General features: G+C 54.4%; 23 protein-coding genes and 1 riboswitch. Of the genes, 10 read left to right on the top strand and 13 right to left on the bottom strand.

Translation table 11 applies throughout. The annotated features are described in order from the left end of the window. Nucleotides 1-172: 172 nt before the first annotated feature. The 3 genes from IEW52_RS12555 to thiM all read right to left on the bottom strand — a co-directional run bounded on the left by IEW52_RS12555 (nt 173) and on the right by thiM (nt 3313). On the bottom strand, nt 173-1555 hold the full coding sequence (locus IEW52_RS12555; protein ID WP_188630425.1) for a trimethylamine monooxygenase: 1383 nt from the start codon (nt 1553-1555) through the stop codon (nt 173-175). A gap of 163 nt (nt 1556-1718) precedes the next feature. Next, nucleotides 1719-2333, bottom strand: coding sequence for a thiamine phosphate synthase (gene thiE, locus IEW52_RS12550; RefSeq protein WP_188630424.1), 615 nt, complete (start codon nt 2331-2333; stop codon nt 1719-1721). Between the two features lie 167 nt (nt 2334-2500). Further along, entirely contained in the window at nt 2501-3313 is an 813-nt protein-coding gene (gene thiM, locus IEW52_RS12545; protein ID WP_188630423.1) for a hydroxyethylthiazole kinase, read from the bottom strand. Nucleotides 3314-3535: 222 nt separating this feature from the next. On the opposite strand from thiM, the gene IEW52_RS12540 reads away from it, so the two are divergent. Beyond that, the gene (locus IEW52_RS12540; protein WP_188630422.1) at nt 3536-5029 is read left to right on the top strand and encodes a phospholipase D family protein; all 1494 of its coding nucleotides are present in this window, start codon (nt 3536-3538) and stop codon (nt 5027-5029) included. Nucleotides 5030-5075: 46 nt separating this feature from the next. Here the strand turns inward: IEW52_RS12540 and IEW52_RS12535 are convergent, their stop codons facing one another. Beyond that, the gene (locus tag IEW52_RS12535; protein WP_188630421.1) at nt 5076-5564 is read right to left on the bottom strand and encodes an HPP family protein; all 489 of its coding nucleotides are present in this window, start codon (nt 5562-5564) and stop codon (nt 5076-5078) included. 106 nt (nt 5565-5670) lie between these two features. Between IEW52_RS12535 and IEW52_RS12530 the strand changes: the two genes are divergently transcribed. Beyond that, entirely contained in the window at nt 5671-6249 is a 579-nt protein-coding gene (locus IEW52_RS12530; protein ID WP_188630420.1) for a TetR/AcrR family transcriptional regulator, read from the top strand. Here the strand turns inward: IEW52_RS12530 and IEW52_RS12525 are convergent. Then, nucleotides 6246-6647: a TM2 domain-containing protein gene (locus IEW52_RS12525; RefSeq protein WP_188630419.1), complete on the bottom strand. Its 402-nt coding sequence runs from the start codon at nt 6645-6647 to the stop codon at nt 6246-6248. The genes IEW52_RS12530 and IEW52_RS12525 overlap by 4 nt on opposite strands. Before the next feature lie 233 nt (nt 6648-6880). Here IEW52_RS12525 and IEW52_RS12520 point away from each other — a divergent pair, with 233 nt between their 5' ends. After that, on the top strand, nt 6881-7774 hold the full coding sequence (locus IEW52_RS12520) for a prenyltransferase (protein ID WP_188630418.1): 894 nt from the start codon (nt 6881-6883) through the stop codon (nt 7772-7774). 50 nt (nt 7775-7824) lie between these two features. On the opposite strand, the gene thiH is transcribed toward IEW52_RS12520, so the two are convergent. From thiH to thiC, 6 genes are read right to left on the bottom strand one after another with little or no spacing between them, the layout of a single operon-like run. Next, complete coding sequence (gene thiH, locus IEW52_RS12515) at nt 7825-8946, bottom strand: 2-iminoacetate synthase ThiH (RefSeq protein WP_188630417.1); 1122 nt, start codon at nt 8944-8946, stop codon at nt 7825-7827. Then, complete coding sequence (locus tag IEW52_RS12510) at nt 8943-9713, bottom strand: thiazole synthase (RefSeq protein WP_188630416.1); 771 nt, start codon at nt 9711-9713, stop codon at nt 8943-8945. The genes thiH and IEW52_RS12510 overlap by 4 nt, the downstream gene beginning before the upstream one ends. Before the next feature lies 1 nt (nt 9714). Then, a complete protein-coding gene (gene thiS / locus IEW52_RS12505; RefSeq protein WP_229667937.1) occupies nt 9715-9918 on the bottom strand; it encodes a sulfur carrier protein ThiS in 204 nt (67 codons plus the stop codon). Continuing rightward, complete coding sequence (locus IEW52_RS12500) at nt 9915-10673, bottom strand: HesA/MoeB/ThiF family protein (RefSeq protein ID WP_188630415.1); 759 nt, start codon at nt 10671-10673, stop codon at nt 9915-9917. Before IEW52_RS12500 ends, thiS begins: the two co-directional genes overlap by 4 nt. Nucleotide 10674: 1 nt before the next feature. After that, on the bottom strand, nt 10675-12183 hold the full coding sequence (thiE, locus tag IEW52_RS12495; protein ID WP_188630414.1) for a thiamine phosphate synthase: 1509 nt from the start codon (nt 12181-12183) through the stop codon (nt 10675-10677). Continuing rightward, nucleotides 12180-14156 carry a phosphomethylpyrimidine synthase ThiC gene (thiC, locus tag IEW52_RS12490; RefSeq protein WP_188630413.1) on the bottom strand — a complete coding sequence of 659 codons (1977 nt, stop codon included), beginning with the start codon at nt 14154-14156 and terminating at the stop codon, nt 12180-12182. Before thiC ends, thiE (IEW52_RS12495) begins: the two co-directional genes overlap by 4 nt. Nucleotides 14157-14234: 78 nt before the next feature. Continuing rightward, nucleotides 14235-14340: riboswitch (TPP riboswitch) on the bottom strand. A gap of 165 nt (nt 14341-14505) precedes the next feature. Between thiC and IEW52_RS12485 the strand changes: the two genes are divergently transcribed. From IEW52_RS12485 to cysA, 6 genes are all read left to right on the top strand, one after another. Further along, a complete protein-coding gene (locus IEW52_RS12485) occupies nt 14506-15432 on the top strand; it encodes an enolase-like domain-containing protein (RefSeq protein ID WP_188630412.1) in 927 nt (308 codons plus the stop codon). Nucleotides 15433-15504: 72 nt separating this feature from the next. Further along, nucleotides 15505-17472 carry an exoribonuclease II gene (locus IEW52_RS12480; RefSeq protein ID WP_188630411.1) on the top strand — a complete coding sequence of 656 codons (1968 nt, stop codon included), beginning with the start codon at nt 15505-15507 and terminating at the stop codon, nt 17470-17472. A gap of 457 nt (nt 17473-17929) precedes the next feature. Continuing rightward, a complete protein-coding gene (gene cysP / locus IEW52_RS12475) occupies nt 17930-18934 on the top strand; it encodes a thiosulfate ABC transporter substrate-binding protein CysP (protein WP_188630410.1) in 1005 nt (334 codons plus the stop codon). Between the two features lie 3 nt (nt 18935-18937). Further along, a complete protein-coding gene (cysT, locus tag IEW52_RS12470) occupies nt 18938-19780 on the top strand; it encodes a sulfate/thiosulfate ABC transporter permease CysT (RefSeq protein ID WP_188630409.1) in 843 nt (280 codons plus the stop codon). After that, nucleotides 19780-20619, top strand: coding sequence for a sulfate/thiosulfate ABC transporter permease CysW (gene cysW / locus IEW52_RS12465; RefSeq protein WP_188630408.1), 840 nt, complete (start codon nt 19780-19782; stop codon nt 20617-20619). Before cysT ends, cysW begins: the two co-directional genes overlap by 1 nt. Before the next feature lie 6 nt (nt 20620-20625). Then, on the top strand, nt 20626-21717 hold the full coding sequence (cysA, locus tag IEW52_RS12460) for a sulfate/thiosulfate ABC transporter ATP-binding protein CysA (protein ID WP_188630407.1): 1092 nt from the start codon (nt 20626-20628) through the stop codon (nt 21715-21717). A gap of 82 nt (nt 21718-21799) precedes the next feature. Here the strand turns inward: cysA and cysM are convergent, their stop codons facing one another. Both cysM and IEW52_RS12450 read right to left on the bottom strand, forming a co-directional pair. Continuing rightward, entirely contained in the window at nt 21800-22690 is an 891-nt protein-coding gene (gene cysM / locus IEW52_RS12455; protein ID WP_188630406.1) for a cysteine synthase CysM, read from the bottom strand. Nucleotides 22691-22777: 87 nt separating this feature from the next. Next, a complete protein-coding gene (locus IEW52_RS12450; protein WP_188630405.1) occupies nt 22778-23386 on the bottom strand; it encodes a LysE family translocator in 609 nt (202 codons plus the stop codon). Nucleotides 23387-23532: 146 nt separating this feature from the next. Here IEW52_RS12450 and IEW52_RS12445 point away from each other — a divergent pair, with 146 nt between their 5' ends. After that, on the top strand, nt 23533-26208 hold the full coding sequence (locus IEW52_RS12445) for a bifunctional acetate--CoA ligase family protein/GNAT family N-acetyltransferase (protein ID WP_188630404.1): 2676 nt from the start codon (nt 23533-23535) through the stop codon (nt 26206-26208). The last annotated feature ends 217 nt before the right edge of the window (nt 26209-26425 follow it).

Below are 26425 nucleotides of genomic sequence, written 5' to 3'. Positions count from 1 at the left end.
CGGCGAGTCGGAGGAGTAGTGCCCTCTGCCTGACAAGCCACACTAATATAAACAAATAATAGTTGTGACCAAGAGACAGGCTTAAAGAGTATCTTGGTTTTCGTTGTTTTCACCATCAAAAAAGCCTGCCCATAAGGGGCAGGCTTTTTATGATTAACGGTAAAGCCAACGATCAGTCGATTTTATCGAGACTCTTGCTGTCGATGAAGTCGAGCGACATAAAGCTTTCCAGTGAGTCGTCCTTGATTTCCAACCAGGTGGCGGGCAGCTGGGTAGCCACAGTGCCGGTCACGGTAGAAGGATAAGACTTCTCTCTAAACGCCATTATGTTGTCTTGCTTGTCCTGCAGCCACTGCTTGAACAATTCTCCCTGCTCTTCTACCGCAAAATCGGGGTAGTCGGTAGGTCCGAGCAAATCACGAATATAGCTGGCCTGAAAATCAATCGAGTCATGGCAGCCACTCAATTGCTCATGGCGCGTTAACCAGGACTGCATATCCTGCCGGCGTTTGTCGGCCTCGGGCAAGGTAATTTTGCCGATAATGGCATCGCGCGCATACCAGGCCTGAGCATCAAACATATTGAAGGTGAAATACTGATCCTGCATGCCCAGATAAATCAACTTGGGGTTTGGCTGGAAGAAAATACCTTTGTACAGGTTATCTGGATACAGACAGTTATGAGTCTGTAAACGCAGTTCATCCGGCAGAAACGGAAAATGAAACAAGTAGCCGGTACACATAATAATGGCATCGAACACCTTGCTGGTACCGTCGGCGAAATGGCCCACATTACCTTCAAAATGCGAAAGCAGTGGCTTTTCCGCCATGCCTTCTGGCCATTCAAAGCCCAATGGCTGACTGCGATAGCTTATGGTGACCGACTTGGCACCATACTTGTAGCACTGAGAACCAATGTCTTCCGCAGAATAGCTGGCGCCCACCAAGAGAACATTCTGGTTTTCAAACTCCAGCGCATCTCTAAAGTCGTGGGCATGCAATACTCGGCCTGGGAACTGCTCTACGCCTTTAAAGTACGGCATATTCGGGGTGGAGAAGTGACCGGTCGCCACCACCACATAATCGAACTCGTTGGTTTCTTGCTCGCCAGTTTGATGATTCATGACGGTAACAGTAAACAATTTGCTGCTTTCGTCATACGTCACCCAGCGAACCGGACATTCAAATCGGATGTACTTAAGAATGGCCTGCTTGTCTATTCGACCCATGATGTAGTCTTTAAGCACGGCACGTGGCGGATAAGAAGGAATAGCCCGACCAAAATGCTCATCGAAGGAGTAGTCTGCAAACTCCAGGCATTCTTTGGGGCCGTTCGACCATAAATACCGATACATGCTGCCATGAACTGGCTCGCCATTTTTATCTAAACCCGTGCGCCAGGTGTAATTCCACATGCCGCCAATATCATTTTGTTTTTCATAACAGACGATTTCCGGCAGGTTTTGAACCCCTGCCCGGCGAGCCGCCTCAAAAGCCCTCAATTGCGCCAAACCGCTAGGACCTGCGCCTAATATCGCTATTTTCTGCTGTTTCAAAATCAACTCCTCTGATGCAATAACCTTGCCATACTAAAGGAATTAGCTATTGATTTACAAACAAAAAAAGATTTTTGCGCTAAAAGTAGCCAGACGGATCAGATTATTTTGTCAGCAAATGTTCACATTTCATCACTCGAAAACTGAATGAATGGTGTGATTTTTAACCCATTTTCAGCAGTAAATTCTGTACTGCCGATCGTGGGCAAGACGCCTGGCAAATGGCCGACACCAGGGCTATTCCATCGACACCGGTTGCCATAATATCGGCCATGTTGGTCTCGTTAATACCGCCTATAGCTACCAGAGGCAAAGCACTGTGAGCCACGGCCTGCCTCAGCCCGGCGATACCCCACTGCTTTTTTAGATCGGTTTTGGTAGGAGTGGCAAAAATGGCGCTAATACCGAGATAATCTACCGGCAATAACTGGGCGTCTTGCAATTGCTGTTCGGTTTCAACAGACAATCCAAGCAGCTTGTCTGGGCCAATCAGTTGTCGCGCCAGAATAGCCGGCATATCGGACTGACCCAAATGTACCCCATCGGCATCCACCGCCAGCGCCACATCGACCCGATCGTTGATGATCAGCGGCACACCTGTGCCCTGCAACACCGTCTTGATGGCTTGTGCCCGCTCGATAAAGGCCCGTACATCGCCGTGTTTTTCGCGCACCTGCACCATGGTTACGCCGCCAGCAACTGCCTCGGCCACCACGGTTTTAAGGGTATCAATAGGCTGCCGATCATCGGTGACCAGATATAAACGATAGGGATTCATGATTGCTCCTACGGGGATTCTTTGTGGCCTCAGGGTTACACAATGCGGCATCTTGTTCAGCTTGAGTGCCGGTCAGAATAAGGTATCCCACGTCAACCCGCAGCAAGTACCTCCCTGTATATTCGGCGATGGCATCCATGCCATTGACGGCTGGCTTAGGGAACACCTTATTTTGCCCCATCAGCCGATATGCTCAGCCGCTGGGTCAGGGTTTCTGCATCCAGCTGATACAAGACATCCAGCAATTTCAACTGCAGGCTGCCCGGCCCTGCCGACTGCTGTGCGGCAATCTCTCCGGCCACACCCAGCACTGCGGCCGCCGCCAGACCAGTGCTTTCTCCCACGGCGGCAAAAGCGCCGGTCAGTGCCGACAGGGTGCAGCCCATGCCGGTGACGCACGGCATCATGGCATGGCCATTATGCAGGCTTATTTCGCTCTTTTCCCCGACAATAAAGTCGGTTTCACCGGAGATGACCACATTACAATGATAATGCCGAACCAGATGTCGGGCTGCATCCATCGCCGTTTCGCTGGCATCAATCGCATCCACCCCTTTACTGTTGGCCCGTTCGCGGCTTTCTATACCCGCCAGGGCAATAATTTCCGACGCATTTCCCCGAATAATCAACCGTTCGGCCATCTCGGCAATGCGGCGTGATGTTTGAGTGCGCAATTGGCTGGCCCCGCAGCCAACCGGATCCAGAATCACCGGTTTACCTTGTTTATTCGCCTGCTCTACCGCAAACACCATGCGCTCGATCCAGAGGCGGTCCAGAGTGCCGATGTTGATCACCAGGGCACCGGAAAATACCATCATCTCGGCCAGCTCATCTCGCGAGTGTGCCATGATCGGCGATGCCCCCAGCGCCAACAGACCGTTGGCGGTATTGTTCATCACTACATAGTTGGTGATATTCAACACCAGCGGCTTCTGCTCACGCACGGCATTCAGCGCGTTAATAATGATTTGAGTCGGCATATTTTTCCTTATCGGGCCCGATGATGGATATTCAATATAAATGGATAAATCGTGCTTATAGCTCACTTTGGGCGATTACAATGTCCGCCACCCGCCAAAGCTGGATAGACTATTATTATCGATATTACCGTTTGTTACGGCCAATCCCCTATGACGTTCCCTGCCGCTCTTTTGTTTTTACTAAGTGTCACACTGGCCGGCTGCACCAGTCAGGCTCGGGTGATGAACCAGCCAAGCTTTGCCCTAAACGATACCCAGAGTACCCGTTTAGGCAAAGGTATTGCCAAAGAAGCTCAGCGTCACCCGCTACCTTCTGGCTTTCACTTGCTGGGTAATGGCCTGGACGCCTTCGTGACGCGCCTGCTGTTAATAGAGGCGGCTGACAAAACGCTGGATGTGCAATATTACCTGTTTCACGATGATGCCACCGCCAAACTTTTTACCTATTACCTGTTACGCGCAGCCGACCGCGGCGTAAGAGTGCGCATGCTGCTGGATGACTTTGGCCACGACGGCCAGGAAAAACTTTTCAGTGCCCTGATCCAGCATCCCAATATTTCCATCCGTCTGTTTAACCCCTTTGCCAATCGCGCCATGCCTTATCTGGATTTTTTAACCAGCTTTTCGCGGGTAAACCGGCGCATGCACAACAAATCGTTTATTGCCGATAATCAGGCCGCCATTATTGGTGGTCGTAATATTGGCAATACCTATTTTGCCGCTGACGAATACATCAACTTTTCGGATCTGGATATTTTGGGTGTGGGGGCCTTTGCCCCCGAAGTATCTGCCGCCTTCGATCTTTATTGGAATCATAAATTATCAATCCCGATACAACAGCTGGAGCGCACAGCACACCCTTCCGCCTTGTCGGTAATACGTAGCCAACTGGAAGCTATCAGCAAAAGCGAAAACAGCAGCGCCTATCTGGCTCGCTTGGAATCATTGCAGCTGGTAGAAGAGCTGAAACACGGGGAGCTGGAACTGCATTGGGCCGAGTTCAGCCTTATCTTTGATGATCCCGACAAAATTCTGACTTCAACCAAGGATGATTCCGGCCACATGGCACCGGCACTCATGGCCTTGCTGGACAAGGTTCATAGCGAAGCACTAATAGTCTCGCCCTACTTTATTCCACTGAACGAAGGAGTAAAAAATTTCGCCAACTGGGTGGAGTCAGGAGCAAAAATCACCATTTTAACCAATTCTCTGGCCGCCAATGACGTCCCTCTGGTTCATTCGGGTTACGCCAAATATCGCCAGCCGTTAATAAAAGCCGGGGTGGAATTATGGGAGCTGCAACCCACGGCCCAGCTAAACATGAAAGGCAGGCGTAATAGAAGCTTGTACAGCTCGTCCAAAGCCAGCCTACACGCCAAAACCATGATTTTTGACAGAGATACGCTGTTTGTCGGATCCATGAACCTGGATCCACGTTCAATTAATCTGAATACCGAAATTGGGGTATTGATTTACAGCGAGAAGCTGGCCGACTATGCCAGCCAGACGTTTTTGGAAGAATTGCCCGCCCATGCCTGGCGATTGGATATAGAGACCGCCGAGCGCTGGTGGGATAAGTCGGAGCAGCTGATCTGGCTGGATGTATCGACCACACCCGCCACCATTATCAGCCGTCACAGCGAGCCAGAAGCCGGCACCTGGGTCCGCTTTCAAGCCTGGCTGTATGGCTTTCTGCCGCTAGAGTCCATGCTTTGACCGATATACAAGCAGGCAGCACCTGCGTAGATAAAAAGGTATGTTTCTACCACCAACGAACGGGATAACGCCGACCGGTGCAGCGATGAAACACGACACCACCAATAATAATCAAGCTGGCCCCCAAGGCCACCGGCGACCATAGAAAGTTCCAGTCCTGTCCTCCCAGCATGACGATCAACGGATTAGCACCCGCCGGTGGATGAGTGGTATTAGTCAACAGCATCAGGCTCACTGCGATTCCCACCGCCAACCCTAAAGACCAAGGCTGTACCCCGCACAATGTCAAAATGACCAATCCCACCAATGTCGTCAGTACATGACCAAAAAATATATTGGCAGGACGAGCAAGAGGACTTTCCGGCAGACCAAACAGAATAACCATGGTCGCCCCAAAAGATGCCATCAGCCATAGATTGGAAGCACCCAAACCGTCCAATCGAGCAAGAATAGTAATACACAGCATAGCCCCGACTCCCGCCACCAGCGGCGAGTAACGGGAACACAAATTAAACACTCCACTCTCGTTATTCATTTTAAACACTCCCTTGCAACAAAGTAGACCGAATTGTCTACATAAGATACAATATAGACAGATCGGTCTACCTCTGTCAATATCCATTTATTAACAGGAGAGCATCATGGATAAACGCCAACAACTGGTCATCACTGCCTTTGAGCTGTTTTATCGACAAGGTATTCACGCCGTCGGCATCAATCAGATATTGCAGGTCTCAGGTATCGCCAAGAAAACCTTGTACCATCACTTTGCAGGTAAAGAGGCTTTGGTGGTTGCCACCCTGGCCTATAGAGACGCTGTTTATTTACAGTGGCTGGACGCTCGACTGGCACAAGGAAAATCAACTGTCACGGCAGTAATAGATACCCTGTTTGCAGCACTGGACGACTGGATAAACGACAGAGAACAACAGCTAACCCCTTTTCAAGGCTGCTTTTTTATAAATACTTGTGGGGAGTATGGAGATCTTGGGCATGATATACACCAACAATGCGCCAGCCACAAAACAGCGATCATGACCATGCTTGCAGATTATTTACAACGGACAGGATTAGCGCCACAGGCGGCCGAGCGATTGGCAACAACACTGTGTTTATTAAAAGAAGGAGTGACGGTGCAAGCGCATGTGCAGGGGAATAAACAGGCTGCCATCAACGCCAGGCAGTTGGCATTGATGGCAGCCGATTGCAGTGAAATTTAACCAAAGCGACGAGTTTTGCGGTTAACTTCATCGATTTGCGTGTTAAGAGTGCAAAAGTCGTAGAGAAAGCCGACCAGAAACAAACCGCCGGTGAAGAACCAGATGATGGCGGTCACCCACTTGCCCATATACAGGCGATGGATGCCGAAGATGCCGAGAAAGGTCATCAGGATCCAGGCAATGTTGTAGTCGGTAGCCCCCGTGGTATAGCGCTCATCTGCGTCTCGGTCCATGGACGGAATAAGAAATAAATCCACAATCCAGCCAATAAAAAACAGGCCCAGAGTAAAGAAGTACAAAACGCCACTGATGGGCCGACCATAATAAAAGCGATGGGCACCCATGAAGCCAAAAATCCACAATATGTAGCCGATCACCTTGCTGTGTGTGTTATTCACCTTAGCTTCATCCCTGCATAAAGACTCAGTATAACAGCTTAGCTACTCTGCTCGGCTGACGCCATAACGCAATTGTCCAGCAAGACGAAATATGTCACGTCGCAGCTCTGGTTTGCTCTTGACGTAAGCAGATGAAAAATAAACGGCCCATTAAACTATTGATGGTGGCTTTGTGTCTAATCAAAACCCTATTGGGCGCTAATGGCTATAGTGACTAAAAAAGGGAGTCACTTGTGTTAAAAACATTACTGGGCGTGTCCCGCATTAATTTTCTGACCTTGACCTTGGCTTGTGTGCTGCTCGCACTGGCATTCAGCCTATCTCAAGGTGCCGCATGGCAGTGGCTTGATCTCGTTTTGGTGCTGATGATCGCCCTCCCTGCGCACATTAGCGTTAATGCCTTTAACGAGTATTTTGACTTTCGCTCCGGGCTGGATTTTTTAACCACCAAAACCCCTTTTAGCGGCGGCAGCGGCACCCTGGTCACTCACCCTCAGCAGGCCAGGCTGGCCTTGTTTTTAGCCTGGGGCTGTTTAGGCATAGTAATGGTAGCGGGACTGATACTGATCAGCCGTTATGGCTGGCCTTTGCTCTGGATTGGCCTGCCCGGGGTGCTTATTATCTGCACCTATACCCAATACATCAATCGCTCCCCCTTGGTGTGCCTGGTGGCGCCGGGTATCGGCTTTGGTATGCTAATGACCCTGGGTTCGATTTGGGTGTTGCAGCAGTCTTTGCCGGCCGGTGCCTGGTTGTTGGCTGTCATCGTCTCCTTGCTGGTCAGCAATCTGTTATTACTGAATCAATTTCCCGATGTGGACGCCGATCGGCAAGTAGGCAGACGCCATTATCCCATCCTGCTTGGCTTAGGCCCTTGCGCGATTATTTTTAGTGTATTGCACCTTGTAGCGCTCGGTTTACTGGTACTGGGGGTAAGTCTGGCCTGGCTACCTCAGCATACATTGGTGGCTTTGCTGTCCGCAGGCGTACTGTTCAAACTACTCCCGGGGGGCATTCGCCAGCACAGCGATAGCCAGGCGCTAACCCCTTATCTGGGGCTCAACGTTATCTTTATTCATCTGTATTTATTGCTGCTGAGTGCAGGTCTGTTTTGGGCGGCATGGTAAGAGGAAAGAAGGCAAGCAGCGGGAGCTCGCAACAGGGCTCCCGCTGAAGATTACCGGCTGGCGGAATAGCTGTTATCCCAATCTGTCCACACCGGCTGCAGGCCGGTAGCCACCAAAGCCTTGGCCACCTCGGCCGGGCTGCGGTCGTCGTCTATTTCAAACTGCTCCAGCTCTTCCTTGACGTTGTCGACATAGCCGCCCGGCTGAGTCTTGGATCCAGCGCTGATGCTGGTGATGCCGAGCGGGATCACCTTATCGCGAAAGGCCTGTGACTCACGGGTCGACAGGCTGAGTTCCAGCTCATTATCAAACAGTCGATAGGCACAAATCAGCTGTACCAGCTGACGGTCGCTCATGATCGACTTGGGCACCAGGCCGCCCTCGCAGGGGCGCAACCGCGGAAATGACACCGAATAACGGGTTTGCCAGAACTGCTTTTGCAGATAGCGCAGATGTGCCGCCACATAGAAGCTGTCGGCACGCCAGTCTTCCAGGCCGAACAAGGCACCCAGACCGATTTTATCGATACCCGCCTTGCCCAGTCGATCGGGTGTCTCCAGCCGCCAGCGAAAATCTTTTTTCTTGCCTCGAATATGGTGCTCATCGTAGGTCAGGTGCTGATAGGTTTCCTGATACACCATAACGCTATCCAGACCATACTGGCGCAGCTCGGCATATTCGGCTTCGGACAAGGGCTGTACTTCCATCATCACATAGCTGAAGTGGCGCTTGACGATGGGCAGCATCTGCTTGAAGTAATCCAGCCCCACCTTGCCTTCGTGCTCACCGGTGACCAGCAGCACGGTATCAAAACCCATGGCCTTGATCGCCAGGCATTCCTGCTCGATTTCTTCGGCGCTCAGGGTTTTGCGCTTGATGCGGTTGCTCATGGAAAAACCGCAATAGGTACAGTCATTGGCGCACAGGTTGGACAGATACAGCGGAATATAAAATCCGACCGTGCTGCCAAAGCGCTGACGAGTCAATTGATAAGACTGCTGCGCCATCTGTTCCAGATAGGGTTCGGCGGCTGGCGAAATCAACGCCATAAAGTCCTGCAAATCGCGTTTGGGCTTGGCCAGCGCCAGCTCGACATCTTTTGCCTGCTTGGCGTAGATGCTCATCTTGACGTCATCCCAATCCATGGATGACCACACGTCAAAGAAACTCATAAGGTATCCAGAAAATCGGTCAGAGGGCTGGTCGCTTGCGCATACTGGCTTTTGCCTGCCAGCCCGGCTTCATAAGCCATGCGCCCGGAAATCACCGCCAGCTTGAAGGCTTCGGCCATGGCAATGGGGTCACGAGCGGTAGCAATGGCGGTATTCACCAGCACCGCATCGGCACCCAGCTCCATGGCGTAGGCGGCGTGGCTGGGGGCACCTATGCCTGCATCCACCACCACAGGCACATTGGCCTGCTCTATGATGATCTGCAGAAAATCGTGAGTCACCAACCCTTTGTTAGTGCCAATAGGAGCACCCAGCGGCATCACGGCGGCACAACCCACTTCTTCCAGTCGCTTGCACAGCACGGGATCGGCACTGCAATACGGCAGCACGATAAAGCCTTCTTTGACCAGTATTTCTGCCGCCTTAAGAGTTTCTATCGGGTCGGGCAGCAGGTACTTGGGGTCAGGGTGAATTTCCAACTTCAACCAGTTGGTACCCAGCGCCTCGCGCGCCAGACGCGCCGCAAACAAGGCTTCTTCTACGGTTTTGGCACCGGCGGTATTGGGCAGCAGATTCACACCCAGTTCCAGCAGCGGCGGCAGTATGTCGTCGCTGTGGTTCTTCAGATCCAGTCGCTTCATCGCCATGGTCACCAAGTCGGTACCGCCGGCAATAAAGGCGTCTTTCATTTGTTGGCCGTTGGCAAACTTGCCGGTTCCGGTGAACAGGCGAGAGCTAAAGGTTTTGTTGGCAATAATAAGACTCATGTTAGCCTCCGGCTATGGCGTGAAATAAGGTGATTTTGTCGTTAGCGGCGAGTGGCTGTTCCGACCATTGACTGCGCGCCACCACCTGTTGGTTAAGCGCCACCGCCACGCCGGGCTTGTCTTGTTCAAGATCCAGCAGTAACTGGCCCAACGTGGTGCCCTTGGCTAATTCCAGCGCGTCGTTATTTAAGATTACCGTGATCATGTTTCCTCCCTCTTTACACCACACACCGGACAAGCAGGATCTTTAGGTACCCGCAGGCCGTGCCAACTATGATTTTTGGCATCAAACAGTTTCAGTTCACCCCAGGGCACTGTGCCGGTACCGGTGAAGAATTTGATGGCTTCCAGCGCCTGCAACATGCCGATAGTGCCCACTACCGGGCCAATCACACCGGAATTGCTGCAGTTCAGCCGCTCACCAATATCGGGCCCATACAGACAGCGATAGCAACCATGGTCACGGGCCGGATCCAGCGCCAGCAACTGGCCTTCAAAGCGAATGGCGGCGCCCACCAGCAGGGGCTTGCCCCAGGCATAACAGGCGGCATTCAACTGTTGGCGGATCAGGATGTTATCGGTGCAATCCAGCACCAGATCGACTTCGGATACAAAGTCACCCAGATTATCCGCGTCCAGTTTTTGATTGACGGCTATCACTTCCACTTCCGGGTTCAGCTGCTGTAGCTTGGCCCGAGCGGTTTCTGCCTTGCTGTGCTGCAGGCTGTCCATGTCGTACAGGGTTTGGCGTTGCAGGTTGCTGACGTCGACCTGATCGAAGTCCGCCAGCCACAGGGTGCCTATGCCTGCCGCGGCCAGATACTGCACCGCCGGCGAGCCCAGCCCGCCCAGCCCCACGACCAGCACAGAGGCTTGCTTCAACTTCAGCTGACCTTCTTCGCCAACCTCTTCCAGCAGTAAATGCCGGCTATAGCGTATGAATTCGCTGTCGCTGAGCATGTTATTTCTCCACTAACGCCAGCAGCTCACGGGTGGCTGCTTCAGGGTTGCTTGCTTCGGTAATGGCGGTGACCAGCGCTATGCTGCCCACGCCGGTTTCGGCCACCAAAGGCACACGATCGCGACTGATGCCACCAATAGCCACCAGGGGGAACTCGGCTTCCATCAGCGCCACATAACGGTGCAAACGCTCCAGGCCCTGCGGACGGGACGGCATGTCTTTGGTTTTGGTAGGAAAGATATGCCCCAGCGCCAGGTATGAAGGCTTAAGCTCCCGGGCACGCAGCATCTCGTAGTAACCGTGGGTCGACAATCCCAGCTTGAGGCCGGCGGCACGAATGGCTTCCAGATCCGCCACTTCAATATCTTCCTGCCCCAAATGCACGCCATAAGCGCCGTGCTTGATGGCGGAGCGCCAGTAGTCGTTGATAAACAGGCGGGCGTTAAAACGCTCGCCCAGCGCGACGGCAGCCTTGATATCGGCTTCTACCTCGGCGTCGGTTTTATCCTTGATACGCAACTGCAGGGTGCGCACGCCCCAGTTCAACAACTGCTCCAGCCAGGCGACGCTGGTGACCACCGGATACAATCCCAGCTTCAGGGTATCCATGGCGGCAAACTCACCCTGTGGATGGGGTCCGCTGATGCCCAGCTGTTCGGCCAGGGCCGAGCCCGGCATCACCACGGTCGGGAAATCATTGAGATCGGTCGGCCAGCCTAAATGGGCCACGGGGCCGGCTCCGGCACCAATGGACTCGGCGCCTTTCAGCCCCTGATTCACATAGGCCTTGGCCAGCACCAGTGCATCTTCGATGGGATAATCCAGCGCAATGGCCGTGGCAATGGCCGAGGACAGGGTACAACCTGTGCCATGACCATGCCGGGTGTCGACTCTGGGACTGGCCAGCCAGATTTCGCGCTCGCCGTCGGTATAAAAATCGATGGCCTGTTCACCGGCCCACTCCAGATGTCCGCCCTTGACCAATACCGCCCGCGCGCCCATTTCCAGCAACGCAGCCGCGCCGGCCCGCACCGCAGCAGGTGAGTCGGGCGTAATGCCCGACAATACTTGCAACTCGATGGCATTGGGCGTGATCAGGTCGACTTCTGCCAGCAAATGCTGCTTGATGGCCGGCAGCAGGCTCGCCTCGGCCATCGATTGGCCGGTGCTGGCTATCGCCACCGGATCCAGCACCACAAACGGCTGCCATTGGCGGCGATATTCCCGTAAATAGCGCGCCAGCACCTCGGCGCGCAAGCCACCGGGCAGCAAGCCAATTTTAATGGCTTTGGCCTGCATATCGGTGGCCAGCGACACCAGTTGGCTGGTGAACGCCTGCATCAGCACCGGCTCCACCATGGACACCGCCACCGAGTTTTGCGCAGTAATGGCGGAAATAACCGAGCAGCCGTGGCCGCCCAGCGTGTGAATGGTGTGCAGATCGGCCTGAATACCCGCGCCGCCGCCCGAATCGGAACCGGCAACGGTCCAGACTATGGGTCTTGTCATATGGATTCTTTCTCCAGTTTATCGGCCTGGTGATAGAGCTCACCGCCGCGCTTGTTGAATTCTTCCGACATTTTCGCCATGCCGGTGACCACGGTTTCACGGTCGCCATTGATGTCGACCATCTGAATGGCAATGGCTTCTTGTGCCGCCGCATACTCACGTACTTCCTGAGTGATTTTCATGGAGCAGAACTTGGGCCCGCACATGGAGCAGAAGTGCGCCACCTTGCCGGATTCCTGTGGCAGGGTTTCGTCGTGATAGGCACGGGCGGTTTGTGGGTCGAGTGCCAGATTGAACTGATCTTCCCAGCGGAATTCGAAGCGTGCCTTGGACATGGCATTATCACGAATTTGTGCACCGGGATGGCCCTTGGCCAAATCGGCGGCATGGGCGGCAATCTTGTAGGTGATCAGGCCCTGCTTCACGTCTTCCTTGTTAGGCAGACCCAAATGCTCTTTCGGGGTAACGTAGCACAGCATGGCGCAGCCATACCAACCGATCAAGGCGGCACCTATGCCCGACGTAAAGTGGTCGTAACCCGGAGCAATATCGGTGGTCAGCGGACCCAAGGTATAAAACGGCGCCTCGTGGCAATGCTCCAGCTGCTCTTCCATATTGCGTTTGATCATGTGCATCGGCACATGGCCCGGGCCTTCAATCATCACCTGTACATCATATTCCCAGGCCACTTTGGCCAGCTCGCCCAGGGTATACAGCTCGGCAAACTGGGCTTCGTCGTTGGCATCGGCCACCGAGCCCGGGCGCATGCCGTCACCCAGCGACAATGACACATCGTAGGCGGCGCAAATTTCGCAAATCTCGCGAAAACGCTCATAGAGGAAGCTTTCTTTATGATGGGACAGGCACCACTTGGCCATGATAGAGCCGCCGCGCGATACAATGCCGGTCACCCGTTTGGCGGTCATGGGCACGTAACGCAGCAGCACACCGGCATGTATGGTGAAGTAATCCACGCCCTGCTCGGCCTGTTCAATCAAGGTATCGCGGAACACTTCCCAGTTCAGGTCTTCGGCCACGCCGTTGACTTTTTCCAGCGCCTGATAGATAGGGACGGTACCGATAGGAACCGGGCTGTTACGCAAAATCCATTCACGGGTTTCATGAATATAACGGCCGGTAGACAAGTCCATCACGTTATCGGCACCCCAGCGGGTCGCCCATACCAGCTTCTCGACTTCTTCCTCAATCGACGACGTAACCGCCGAATTGCCGATGTTGGCGTTGATTTTCACCAGGAAGTTGCGACCGATGATCATCGGCTCGGATTCGGCATGGTTGATGTTGGCCGGAATGATGGCGCGGCCTTCAGCCACCTCTTTACGCACAAACTCAGGGGTAATATCTTCTGGCAGGTTGGCGCCAAAGTGCTGGCCTGGGTGCTGTTGCAGCAGCATTTGGTCGCGCACCCGCTCACGGCCCATGTTTTCGCGAATGGCGATATATTCCATTTCCGGGGTGATAATGCCTTTGCGGGCATAATGCATTTGCGTGACGCACGCGCCCGGCTTGGCTTTGCGCGGCTTGGGCATCTGCTCGAAACGCAGATGATCCAGACCATCATCGGCCATGCGTTGCTGGGTAAACGAAGAGGTGACCTGATCTAACTCCACCGTATCGTCGCGGTCCAGAATCCACTGCCGGCGCAGTTGCGGCAAGCCTTTGCGCACATCCAGCTCGGCGTCGGGATCCCCATAAGGGCCAGAAGTATCATAAACGGGGATCGGCGCATTGGGCTCCAGTATGGGATTTTCTTCACTGCCGCCCTTGAAGCTGTCGGCCAGATGAATTTCGCGCATGGCGACCTTGATGTCCGGGCGCGACCCTTGCAGATAAATACGATGGGAGTTTGGAAAATGTTCGCCTTTCAGGTTATCGATAAATTCCTGGGCCTGAGTGCGCACTTCGCGACGGTTTACTTTTTTAGAGCTTGGGTTTGGTGCTTTCGTTGACATAGCAATCTCACTTTAAATCCATGTTGGGTGAAAATGCTTGTCAGGAGTGTTGAGGAAGAAGTTGGCAGAAGAGGTAGCGCCAAATTCTCACTTGCTTCCCTTACGCAGGTATTAGCCTGATCAGGTTCAACGGATCCCACTGTTTCGTGGTCTCAGCCCATATAGAGCACTCCGACAAGATAGCGGCCAGTATAACCAGAAGCAGATCGCAAAAGCAAAGCCACTACTCCCTCAAAATAATAACAAATCGGAGAAGGAGGTAATTGCCCGCTTCTGCTGCTGGTCAGCGCCCGATCCAGATGTTATTTTCATGTGGAATTATATATGTGCCCTGACGAGACCTATTACCATGCAGATTGAGATTTATGCCTACGAGCTGCCCTTGACCCTGCCGCGATTGATTAACGGCACTGCCCTGGAGCGACGTCAGGGTTTTTATATCAACATTGACGGCGCCTGGGGCGAGATAGCCCCTTTACCTGGCAGTTCACTGCAGGAGGTACAACAAGACTTGCAGGAGGCCTGCCAGCGGCTTCGCCAAGGGCTTGCTCATGACGCTGCTATTGCGGCGGTACAGTTTGGGCTCGATTGTGCCTTGGCCAATATCAGCACCGCCGCCTGGGCGGCAGATGATTCGGCGCCCAGCCTGCCTTTGCTGGAGGGCCCGCGCGATCCGATAGTCCGCGCCTGGCGCTGCCGCCGAGTGCATCCAACTCGCGCCTGGCTCACTCTGACCGGCAACGTGCAATATGACGCCGGCCTGGTGCGCGAGCTGTGTTTGCTGGCCCCCAATGTCAGACTGGTACTGGATGCCGGTGGCCGGCTTGATTCAGAGCAATTATCGGCCCTGTGGCAACGCATTGATGGTAGCCGTATCGACTGGTTGCTGGACCCCTCCCTTGATATACCCACCGGCCAACAGCTGGCCGAGCAATATCAGCTGCCGGTGGCCTTTGATCTGGCCCGTTATCATGCTGAATCTGGGGTGATGGCAAGGCTACCCCGGTTTGAACAGCTAAAGGCGGTGGTGCTCAGGCCCGCCGAGCTGGGCGGGCTCGCTACCTGCCGACAATTAATTGAACAGGCTCGATTGAAAGGGTTGGAGGTAATGGTGGCCGACAGTCTGCAAAGTGGCCTGGGCCAGCGCCAGCTCGCTCGTTTATCGCAGCAATGGAATCCGGATACACAGGCGGCACTGGGTCGTTGCAACTACTTGCTGGACTCTGGCATAAATGACCAGGGACAGCCCCATCTCACAGGACTCACACCTATCTAGCACTTAAGGACTTCTTGGCATCCTGGGGGTAAATCCGTATAGTCAGCTGCATATTTCGACAGGTTTCTAACTATGTTTCAAAACAACCCCCTATTAGCTCAGCTAAAGCAGCAAATTCGCGAGACCCTTCCCATTAAAGAAGGCGTCGTTAAAGGCACCTCCAAAGGTTTTGGCTTTCTGGAAGTCAGCGAGAAAGAAAGTTTCTTCATCCCGCCGCCGCACATGAAAAAAGTCATGCATGGTGACCACATTACCGCCGTGGTACGCACCGAGAATGACCGCGAACTGGTCGAGCCCGAGACATTGATTGAAGCAGGCGTAACTCGCTTTGTGGCTCGCGTTAAGTGGTTTCGCGACCGTCTGAATATAGTGCCCGATCATCCATTGATGAAAGATGCCATCAAGGCGCGCGCTATCAAGGGGTTGGATGAAAAGAGCCTGAAAGAAGGCGACTGGGTGCTGGGCGAATTAACCCGCCACGCCCTGAAGGACAACAACGGCTTTTTCGCCAGCGTAGTAGAAGTGATTGCCGGCGTTGACGACCCCATTGCTCCCTGGTGGGTGGTGTTGGCTCGCAACAAACTGGCCAATCAGGCGCCAGCGGATCATAAAGAATGGCAAACCGTGGAAGAGTCGCTGCCCCGTCGCGATTTGACCGATGTGCCTTTCTTCACCATAGACGGTGAATCCACGCTGGATATGGATGATGCGCTGAGCGTGAAGAAGCTGGATAACGGCTGGGAACTGCTGGTTGCCATTGCCGATCCTACCGCTTATGTGGCCCATAACAGTGACATGGACAAGGTGGCCGCCGAGCGCGCCTTTACCGTGTACTTGCCAGGCCGCAACATCCCCATGTTGCCGCGCACCCTGGCCGATGAGCTGTGCTCGCTGCAAGAGGGCGTGAACCGCTCAGCCCTGTGTGCTCGTCTGTTTATCGACAATGATGGCAAAGTGGATGACGAGGCCGAATTCTTTGCCGCCACCATTCGTTCACAGGCTCGCCTGAGCTATGACCAGGTGTCTGACTGGGTTGAGCAAATCGGTGACTGGCAGCCCGCCAATGAAGTCATTGCCGAGCAATTACGTGACCTTACCACGCTGACGCACACCCGCAGCGCCTGGCGCAGCAAGCACGCCATCGTGTTTAAAGACAGACCCGACTATCGCTTTGCGCTGGATGAAAACAGCAGCGTGACCGCCATTCTGGTCGACTATCGTCGTATCGCCAACCAGATGGTTGAAGAAGCCATGATCGCCGCCAACCTGGCCTGCGGTAACTGGCTGAACAAACACGTAGGCACAGGTATTTTTAACGTGCATGCCGGTTTTGACAGCGAGAAAATGGAAGGCCTGGTCGAGCTGTTACAAGCTCACGAAGCGCCGTTTGAACCAGAATCCGTCACCAGCCTGGAAGGTTTTTGTGCGCTGCGCCGTTGGTTGGACGAACGCGAAACCACGTATCTGGACAGCCGCACCCGTCGTTATCAGTCTTTTGCCGCCATGAGCGCCACCCCGGGTGCGCACTTCGGTCTGGGCCTGACCGCCTACGCCACCTGGACGTCGCCGATTCGTAAATACGGCGATATCGTTAACCATCGCTTGATCAAGGCCATTCTGGCCGAACAGGCCCACGACGCCTTTGTGCCCAGCGACGAACTGGCCGTGCATTTGTCGGAACAGCGTCGCATGCATCGCCGTGCCGAGCGCGATATTGCCGATTGGTTGTACGTCCGCTATCTGCAACCGGCTGTCGCCGAAGGCAAGGTGTTTGATGCCGAAGTGATCGATATTGGTCGTGGTGGCGTCAAGCTGCGCTTGCAGGAAAACGGCGCCGTGGTCTTTATGCCCTCGTCACTGATTCTGGCCAACCGTGATCGTCTGGAATGCAGCTGGGACGACGGCCGCGTGTATCTGGACAAGGCGCCCTTGTACGAGCTGGGTCAGGCGGTACAGGTGATCATCACCGAAGCCATTGAAGATACTCGCTCGCTGATCGCCAAACCGGCACAACCTATTGCACCGGTCGCCCCGCAATAAGCCGCCACGTGTTATAGCCACAGCAAGAATTGCCAAAAGGCCTGCAGATGCAGGCCTTTTTTATGCGCGTGAGGGGTGAGGTGTAAAGAGTGAAGAGGACGAGCCAACCACGGCATTATTAAAAACCGCGCCACGGGATGAACATGGCATAGAGATGGCGCGCTGCGCTATTTCGCGGTTGAAACCGCGGCTACAGGGTGCAATATATTAGGCAGCGCTTAACGTTTTTAATACTCGTCGACCTTATCTCAACTTAATTTTTCCGCGCTTATCGTGAACAGAAAGTCGTGGATTCCGTTGCCAAATTGTATTTGTCTTGATTGATCGCTTACCGCTGCTCTTCCGCATTATATCCGCCCCTGCTTATATATATTAAAAGTGAATATAAACCATCTTATCAATTACTTGTGGATCTATTAGACTGACTTCATCAACTACCCTGTTCCTGGAGTTCATCATGCGCAAATCCCTTATCGCGACCCTGCTGTTTACTGCGGGCTTAAGCACCGCTCTGCCCCTTCAGGCCAAAGAACTGCTGAACAGCAGCTACGATATTGCCCGTGAACTGTTCGCCGAAATCAATCCGATATTCATAGAACACTGGGAAAAAGAAACCGGTGAAAAGCTGGATATCAAACAGACCCACGCAGGATCTTCACGCCAGGCGCAGGCTATTTTGCAGGGATTGCGGGCCGATGTGGTTACCTACAATCAGGTGACGGATGTGGATGTGCTGTATCAAAAAGGCAAGCTGATCCCCGAAGACTGGAAAGCCCGCCTGCCGAACGACAGCTCGCCCTATGTGTCCACCATGGCGTTTTTGGTACGCAAAGATAACCCCAAAAATATTAAAGACTGGAACGATCTGACCCGCGAAGATGTACAGCTGGTGTTCCCCAACCCTAAAACTTCCGGTAACGGCCGTTACACTTATTTAGCCGCCTGGGGTGCCGCCGATAAGCAGTTTGACGGCGACCAGGACAAGATCCTGGAGCACATGGGCAAGTTGGTGAAGCAGGTGGCGGTGTTTGATACCGGCGGCCGAGGTGCCACCACCACCTTCGTGGAACGGGGTATCGGCGACGTGCTGATCACCTTTGAATCGGAAGTAAACAATATTCGCGACCTGTACGCCGATGATGAATACCAGGTCGTGGTACCTTCGGTAGACGTATTGGCCGAATTCCCGGTGACCTGGATTGATCGTAACGTGAAGCGTAACGACACCGAACAGCAAGCCAAGGCCTATCTGGAGTTCTTGTACAGCCCCGAGGCACAGCGCATTCTGGCCAAGCACTACTATCGCGTAAACGATAAGGCCGTGGCAGCCGAAGTGGCAGACAAATTCCCTGAAACAGAGCTGTTCAAGGTAGAAGACGTATTTGGCAGCTGGGAACAGGCCATGGCCGATCACTTTGCCAACGGCGGTACTCTGGATCAGTTACAGGCTAAAGGACGCTAAGTCATGGCGGCGCTGTTGGGGTCATCCAAGCGAGTACTACCCGGCTTTACCCTGAGTCTGGGCACCAGCTTGCTGTTTGTCAGTCTCATTATCTTGCTGCCATTAACCGGCTTGATGATGAATACTAGCCAAATGGGCTGGTCGCAATACTGGCAGGTGATCAGTGACCCCAGAGTGGTGGCCACCTATAAAGTGACTGCCAGCGCCGCGGCGGCCGCCAGCCTGTTCAACATGGTGTTTGGCCTCTTGATGGCCTGGATTTTAACCCGCTATCGCTTTCCTGGCCGTGCTCTGCTCGACGGGCTGATGGACCTGCCCTTTGCCCTGCCTACCGCCGTCGCTGGTCTAACATTGGCCTCTTTATTTGCCACCAACGGCTGGTATGGAGAATGGCTGGCCGAGCTGGGTATCAAGGTGTCTTATACCTGGATGGGGATCGTGATTGCCATGGTATTTACCAGCGTGCCCTTTGTGGTACGCACGGTTCAGCCGGTGCTGGAAGACCTGGGGCCGGAATACGAAGAAGCGGCCGCCATGTTGGGCGCCAGCCCCTGGCAGGCCTTCAGTCGGGTGGTATTACCCGAGCTGAAACCTGCCTTGATTACCGGCACCGCGCTGTCGTTCACCCGAAGCCTGGGTGAATTTGGTGCCGTTATCTTTATTGCCGGCAATATGCCGTGGCAAACCGAAATTACCTCTTTGATGATCTTCATCAAGCTGCAGGAATTTGATTATGCGGCTGCCAGTGCCATTGCCAGCATCATATTGCTGGCCTCTTTCGTGCTGCTGTTCTTGATCAACGGCATTCAAAGTCGCTTTATGCGCCGGGTACGAGGCAACAGCTAATGGACCAGACCTTAACCTTGAAAGCATCGCGCCCCTGGGGTCGCTGGTTGCTGATTGGCACCGGGGTGGTGCTGACCCTGCTGCTACTGGTGGTGCCTTTGCTGGCCATTATTGCCGGTGCCTTTGCCGCCGGTGTGGGTGGCGTGATAGAAAACCTCAACGAGCCGGACATGCTGCACGCCATCGGCCTGACCCTGCTGGTGGCGGCACTGATGGTGCCCATCAACCTGGTGTTCGGCACCCTGCTGGCCTGGCTGGTGACGCGTTTTAATTTTCGCGGTCGCCAGTTACTGCTCACCCTGATGGACGTCCCCTTTGCGGTATCACCCGTGGTCGCCGGTTTACTGTATTTGCTGATGTATGGCGTAAACGGCCCGGTGGGCGGCTGGCTCGACGGCTACGATATGCAGCTGATGTTTGCCTGGCCGGGTATCGTTATGGTCACCGTGTTTGTCACCTGCCCCTTTATGGTGCGAGAGCTGGTGCCGCTGATGAGCAGCCAGGGTACGGACTCGGAAGAGGCGGCAGTATTGCTGGGGGCCAGCGGCTGGCAGCTGTTTCGCAAGATCACCCTGCCCAATATTCGCTGGGCGCTGTTGTACGGCGTGATCCTGACCAACGCCCGCGCCGTAGGTGAGTTTGGTGCGGTATCCGTGGTGTCTGGCGGTATTCGTGGTGAAACCAATACCCTGTCGTTGCACGTTGAGTTACTGCATCAGGACTATAACGCGGTCGGCGCCTTTACCGCCGCCGCGCTGTTGACGCTGATGGCGGTGCTCACCTTGTTAATTAAATCTTATCTTGAATGGCGCCTGCACAGCGCCGAAGCACAGGAGTAATCCAGTATGAGTATTCACATTGAGGGTATTCACAAGTCCTTCGGCAAAACCCGGGTGCTGCACAATATCAACCTCGACCTGCCCAGCGGTCAATTGGTGGGCCTGTTAGGCCCTTCAGGATCGGGTAAAACCACGCTGCTGCGTATTATTGCCGGCCTGGAGCACGCTAACGGCGGGCGCATTCACTTTAACGGATCTGACGTTACCGACCTGCATGCTCGCGACCGCAACGTCGGTTTTGTATTTCAAAACTACGCACTGTTTCGTCACATGACGGTGTTCGACAATATCGCCTTTGGCTTGAGCATCATGCCCAAGGGCCAGCGTCCGGCAAAAAGCGAGATCAAGCGTCGAGTAAACGAGCTGCTGGAAATGATCCAGTTATCTCATGTAGCGGATCGTTTTCCGGCCCAGCTGTCTGGCGGCCAACGTCAACGGGTCGCATTAGCGCGCTCTCTGGCAGTAGAACCGGGCGTATTATTGCTGGATGAACCCTTTGGGGCACTGGATGCTCAGGTACGCAAGGAACTGCGCCGCTGGTTGCGCCGCCTGCACGACGAGCTGCATTTCACCAGCGTGTTCGTCACCCACGATCAGGAAGAAGCACTGGATGTGTCGGATCAGGTGGTAGTGATGAGCCAGGGCCGAGTCGAACAAATCGGTACCCCGGATGCCATTTGGCAAGCACCGGCCAGTCGATTTGTACTGGAGTTTTTAGGCGAAGTGAACAAAATTAACGGTGAACTCACCGGCAGTCGGTTCAAGGTGGGGCATTATCCACTGCAACTCCCGGTGGCCAGCCATAAACAGGGCCAGGCCAGCTGGTATTTACGCCCCCACGAAATCAGCTTGAGAACCGAAGCCAACGCACAACATCCGCTGCCGGTCCTGGTCACCGACATCAATGCCCGTGGCAGCCTGATCCAGCTGGAACTGGAACCCAAAAATTGGCCCGGCCAGCTAATGGAGGCACAGCTACCCCACCAGCACCTGAGCGGAGTGACACGCGGCCAAACCTTATATCTGGGCAGCCAGGGCGGCCGCATCTATGTGGGCGAGCAACAAATTACCGATGGTAGCCTGGCGCTAACAGCCTGAAAGGATAAAAAAGGGGATTAGTGACTGGGGATTGGCAGACACGCTTTTCCAGTCCCCAACTCCTATTCCCTAATCCCTGCTGTTACCCGTTAAACACCCCGGATGACAAATAGCGATCGCCCCGGTCGCAGATGATGGCCACAATAATAGCGTTATCAACCTGTTCGGCCAGCTTGAGTGCACCGGCCACGGCACCGCCGGAGCTGACACCACAGAAAATGCCTTCTTCTTTGGCCAGGCGCAGCATGGTCGCCACCGCTTCATCTTCGCTGATATCCAGCACCTGATCGACACGGCTCTGTTCGAAGATGCCCGGCAGATAAGCCTGGGGCCAACGGCGAATACCCGGAATATTACTGCCCTCACAGGGCTGCAAGCCGATAATCTGTACACCTTCATTTTGCTGCTTCAGGTATTGCGACACGCCCATGATGGTGCCGGTAGTGCCCATGCTGGACACGAAGTGCGTTAACTGGCCGCCCGTTTGCTGCCAAATTTCGGGCCCTGTGCTCAAGAAGTGCGCCTGGGGATTATCAGGATTATTGAACTGGTCCAGAATCACGCCTTGACCATTGGCGGCCATGCTATCGGCCAGATCCCGTGCGCCTTCCATGCCTTCCTGCTTGCTGACCAGGATCAGTTCGGCACCATAGGCCAACATAGAAGCTTTGCGCTCTGCGGTGGCGTTATCCGGCATGATCAGCACCATCTTATAGCCCTTGATCGCCGCCGCCATGGCCAGGGCAATACCGGTATTACCACTGGTGGCTTCAATCAGCGTATCGCCCGGTTTGATATCGCCACGGGCTTCGGCCTGGCTAATCATGTTGAGGGCGGGTCTGTCTTTTACCGAACCCGCCGGGTTATTGCCTTCCAGCTTCACCAAAACCTGGCTATTGGTGTGATTGGCCAGGCGTTGCAGGCGTACTAAAGGGGTCTTGCCAACAAAGTCCTCTATGGTGGGAAATTGCATTGTTAATCCTTGAAGCGATGCGGTTATGCCATTTTACCCGATGCGACCATGGGTCTCGAAAGCTTATTTAGTCATCGGGTATATCACTTACATAATCAGCCTGACGCCCAGTGCCATCATAATCGCCCCCGACAGTCGATTCATCATAACGGACGCTCGCGTCCGACCTTGTAGTGCTCGTTTTAAACGCTGCCCCAGTAAGCCATAGGCCCCGTTGCACAGGGTGGCAGTCAGGGTGAAGACCAGCCCCAAGGTCAGTAGCTGCAAGGGAACAGCACCCGACTCCTGACGAATAAACTGCGGAAGAAAAGCCAGAAAAAACAACGCAACTTTAGGGTTAAGCAAACCGACCATCAGGCCCCGATAAAAAATACGCCCGATACTGCCACTGTTTTGTGCCTGAGGGAGTGTCATCGCCGAAGCACTGCGCAAGCTGTTCCAGCCCAGATACAGCAGATACGCAGCGCCAAGATATTTAATCACCATAAAAGCGGTCGCCGACTGCATAATCAAAGCCGACAGCCCGATCACCGCCAGCAGGGTATGTCCCAGGTAGGACAACCCTAAACCAAGCGCCGCCCACAGGCCCGCGTAGCGCCGCTCGCTGAATGCTTGCGACAACACAAAGAAAATATCCGGCCCGGGTGTTAAGTTCAGGGCCAGACAGGCGGGAATAAAAAGCAACCAGGGATCCATCCAATACCTCAATCAAGTTCACGTCTATCACATCAGGAACAGGCCAAGTAAGGGATAATATGCTACAACCCTTAGGGTCTATCATGCCTCTATATAGCCTTATTCAGGCATAGATAACAGCATTCTCCCTATAATAAGGAACCCCCATGCCGCTGCAAGGACTCGATGCCCTGTTTCGTCCCGCCAGTATCGCCGTGATCGGCGCCACACAGCGAGATAATGGCGCAGGAAAGCTGGTAATGAAAAACCTGCTGGCCGGTAACTTCAGCGGCCCCATCATGCCGGTCAATCCCAAGTATGAAGCCGTGGCGGGCGTGATGGCCTACCCCGACATATCGAGTTTGCCACGCATACCCGATTTGGCCATTATTTGCACCCCGGCTGCTAAAAATACCGACATTATCGAACAACTGGGCCGCAAGGGCTGCAAAGCCGCTATTATACTGGCCGCCGGTACCTCTTCAGAGCAGCTGGAGCAGATGAAAGCCAGCGCGCGCGAACATCGCATGCGGTTGCTCGGCCCCAACAGCATGGGGATCATACTGCCGCACCTGGGGCTGAATGTCAGTTTTGCGCCTTTTCCGGCAAAACCGGGGCGAATTGCCTTTGTATCACAATCGGCCGCCGTCTGTTCGACCATCCTGGATTGGGCCCGACATAACGATATCGGTTTTTCGCATTTTATTTCTCTGGGAGACGCCTGCGATATCAACTTCGCCCAGTTACTCGACTATTTGGCGCGGGACCGGCACACCAGCGCCATTCTGCTGTATATGGATGCGGTACAAGATGCCCGCGCCTTCATGTCGGCGGCGCGAACCGCTTCACGCAACAAGGCGGTACTGGTGGTCAAGAGCGGCAAGACCCGCATCGGCGCCCAGCTCGGCCATCTGCATTCCGGCGGCAGCGTGGGTATGGATGCCGCATATGACGCCGCTATCCGTCGTGCCGGCATGCTGCGAGTACGGGACACCCACGATTTGTTTGCAGCAGTAGAAACCCTCAATCATGCCCAGAGCCTGCGCGGCGAACGGCTGGTCATTCTCACCAATGGCGGCGGCCCCGCTATCATGGCCATCGACACCCTGCTGGCCCGGGGTGGCAAACTGGCCACCCTGAGCGACGGGACCAGGGCGGCGCTGGATCAGATACTGCCGCCGGCATGGTCTCGAACCAACCCCATCGATATCGTCGGCGATGCACCGATCAAACGCTATACCGACAGCCTGAAGGTGTTGCTCGACAGTGATGACTGCGACGCCATCCTGATCATGCATGCGCCCTCCGCCGCCGTCTCCAGCACTCTGGTGGCCAGAGAAATCATCAAGATCATCAAAGAGCATCCGCGCGCCCGGCGTTTCAACATCCTCACCAACTGGTCCGGTGAAACCAGTGTGTTCGAGGCGCGCCGCTGCTTTACCGAAGCCGGTATTCCCACTTATCGCACACCGGAAAGTGCCGCCGGCGCCTTTATGCATCTGGTAGAGTATCGTCGCAACCAGAAGCAATTGATGGAAACTCCGGAGTCCATCTCCGATATGCCCAGCGACAGCGAGACGGTGAAATTACTGATCAAGGAAGCTTTTGACCAGGGCATCACTCAACTGGATACCCATGAAGTCAGCCGCCTGATGGCGGCCTACGGTATTCAGACCCTGCCGACCTGGATTGCCTCGGACAGCACCGAAGCTGCCCATATTGCCGAACAAATCGGTTATCCAGTGGCGATAAAGCTGCGATCACCGGACATAGCGCACAAGTCCGACGTATCTGGCGTGGTACTCAACCTGCGCTCGGCCGCAGAGGTCGCACAGGCCGCCGATGCCATTCTGGATCGAGTAAGGCAGGCTTATCCCGGCGCACGCATTCACGGCCTCATCGTACAGCGCATGGCGCGTCGGGCCGGATCCCAGGAGTTACATATCGGCGTACGTTCGGATCCGGTGTTTGGCCCTGTGATTCTGCTCGGCGACGGTGGTATCGATTGGGAAGGCGAAGAGCAGGCCGCCGTGGCCCTGCTGCCACTAAACATGACCCTGGCCCGTTACCTGGTCATCCATGCCCTTAAAAGCGGCAAGGTCAGGGCCAACCGCTCGCAACAATCGCTGGATATGGAAGCCATTTGCCGGGTACTGACCAAGGTCTCTCATCTGATTATCAATCACCCCGAAATCACCCGGCTCGATATTCACCCGCTGCTGGCCACCGGCAAGGAACTCATAGCCCTGGATGTGGGCATGAAGCTCGAGCCCTTTGAAGGGGAGGGTCAGGCTCGGCTGGCGATCCGTCCTTACCCTAAAGAATGGGAAGAACAGACCTGCCTCAAAGATGGCAGAAGCATCTTGCTCCGCCCGGTATTGCCGGAAGACGAACCCGCTCATAAAGAGTTCGTCAGCCATGTGTCCGATGAAGACCGCTATAAACGTTTTTTTGCAGATGTGGTGATCGGACATGAAGAACTGGCCCACATGACACAGATCGATTACGACCGGGAAATGGCGTTTGTAGCAGTGGCAGAGGATGGCAAGATTCTGGCCGTGGTCCGGGCGATATCGGATCCCGACAATGAAGACGCCGAGTTTGCCATTCTGGTGCGCTCCGACCTCAAGGGAGTGGGACTGGGGCGCTTGTTAATGGAAAAAATCATACGCTATGCCCATACCAGAGGACTGCAAAGCCTGAGTGGCATAACCATGCCCAACAATCGCGGCATGATCACCCTCGCCCGCAAGTTCGGATTCAAGGTGAAAATACAGTTGGAAGACGGCATCGCCGAACTAAAATTACAGCTGGAAAAAGAAGAGATAGCCTCGAGCCTTTAACGGCATCGTATTCGTATACCGCACGGATGTAGTCGCGCGCTTTAGCCGCGAAAACCTGCGTAGCAGGTTCTGGTGTACGAGCAATATTGCATAGCTGAAGCAGTGCCTACAAACGAAAAAAAGCCCTTCACATCAGTGAAGGGCTTTTTAAATTGGGTGCCTGGCAGTGACCTACTTTCACATGGCAGCTGCCACACTATCATCGGCGCGGCTGCGT

The sequence above is a fragment of the Oceanisphaera marina genome (genome assembly GCF_014643915.1).
Taxonomy (GTDB): Bacteria; Pseudomonadota; Gammaproteobacteria; order Enterobacterales; family Aeromonadaceae; genus Oceanimonas; species Oceanimonas marina.
This window is presented reverse-complemented; position numbering and strand designations above follow the sequence as displayed.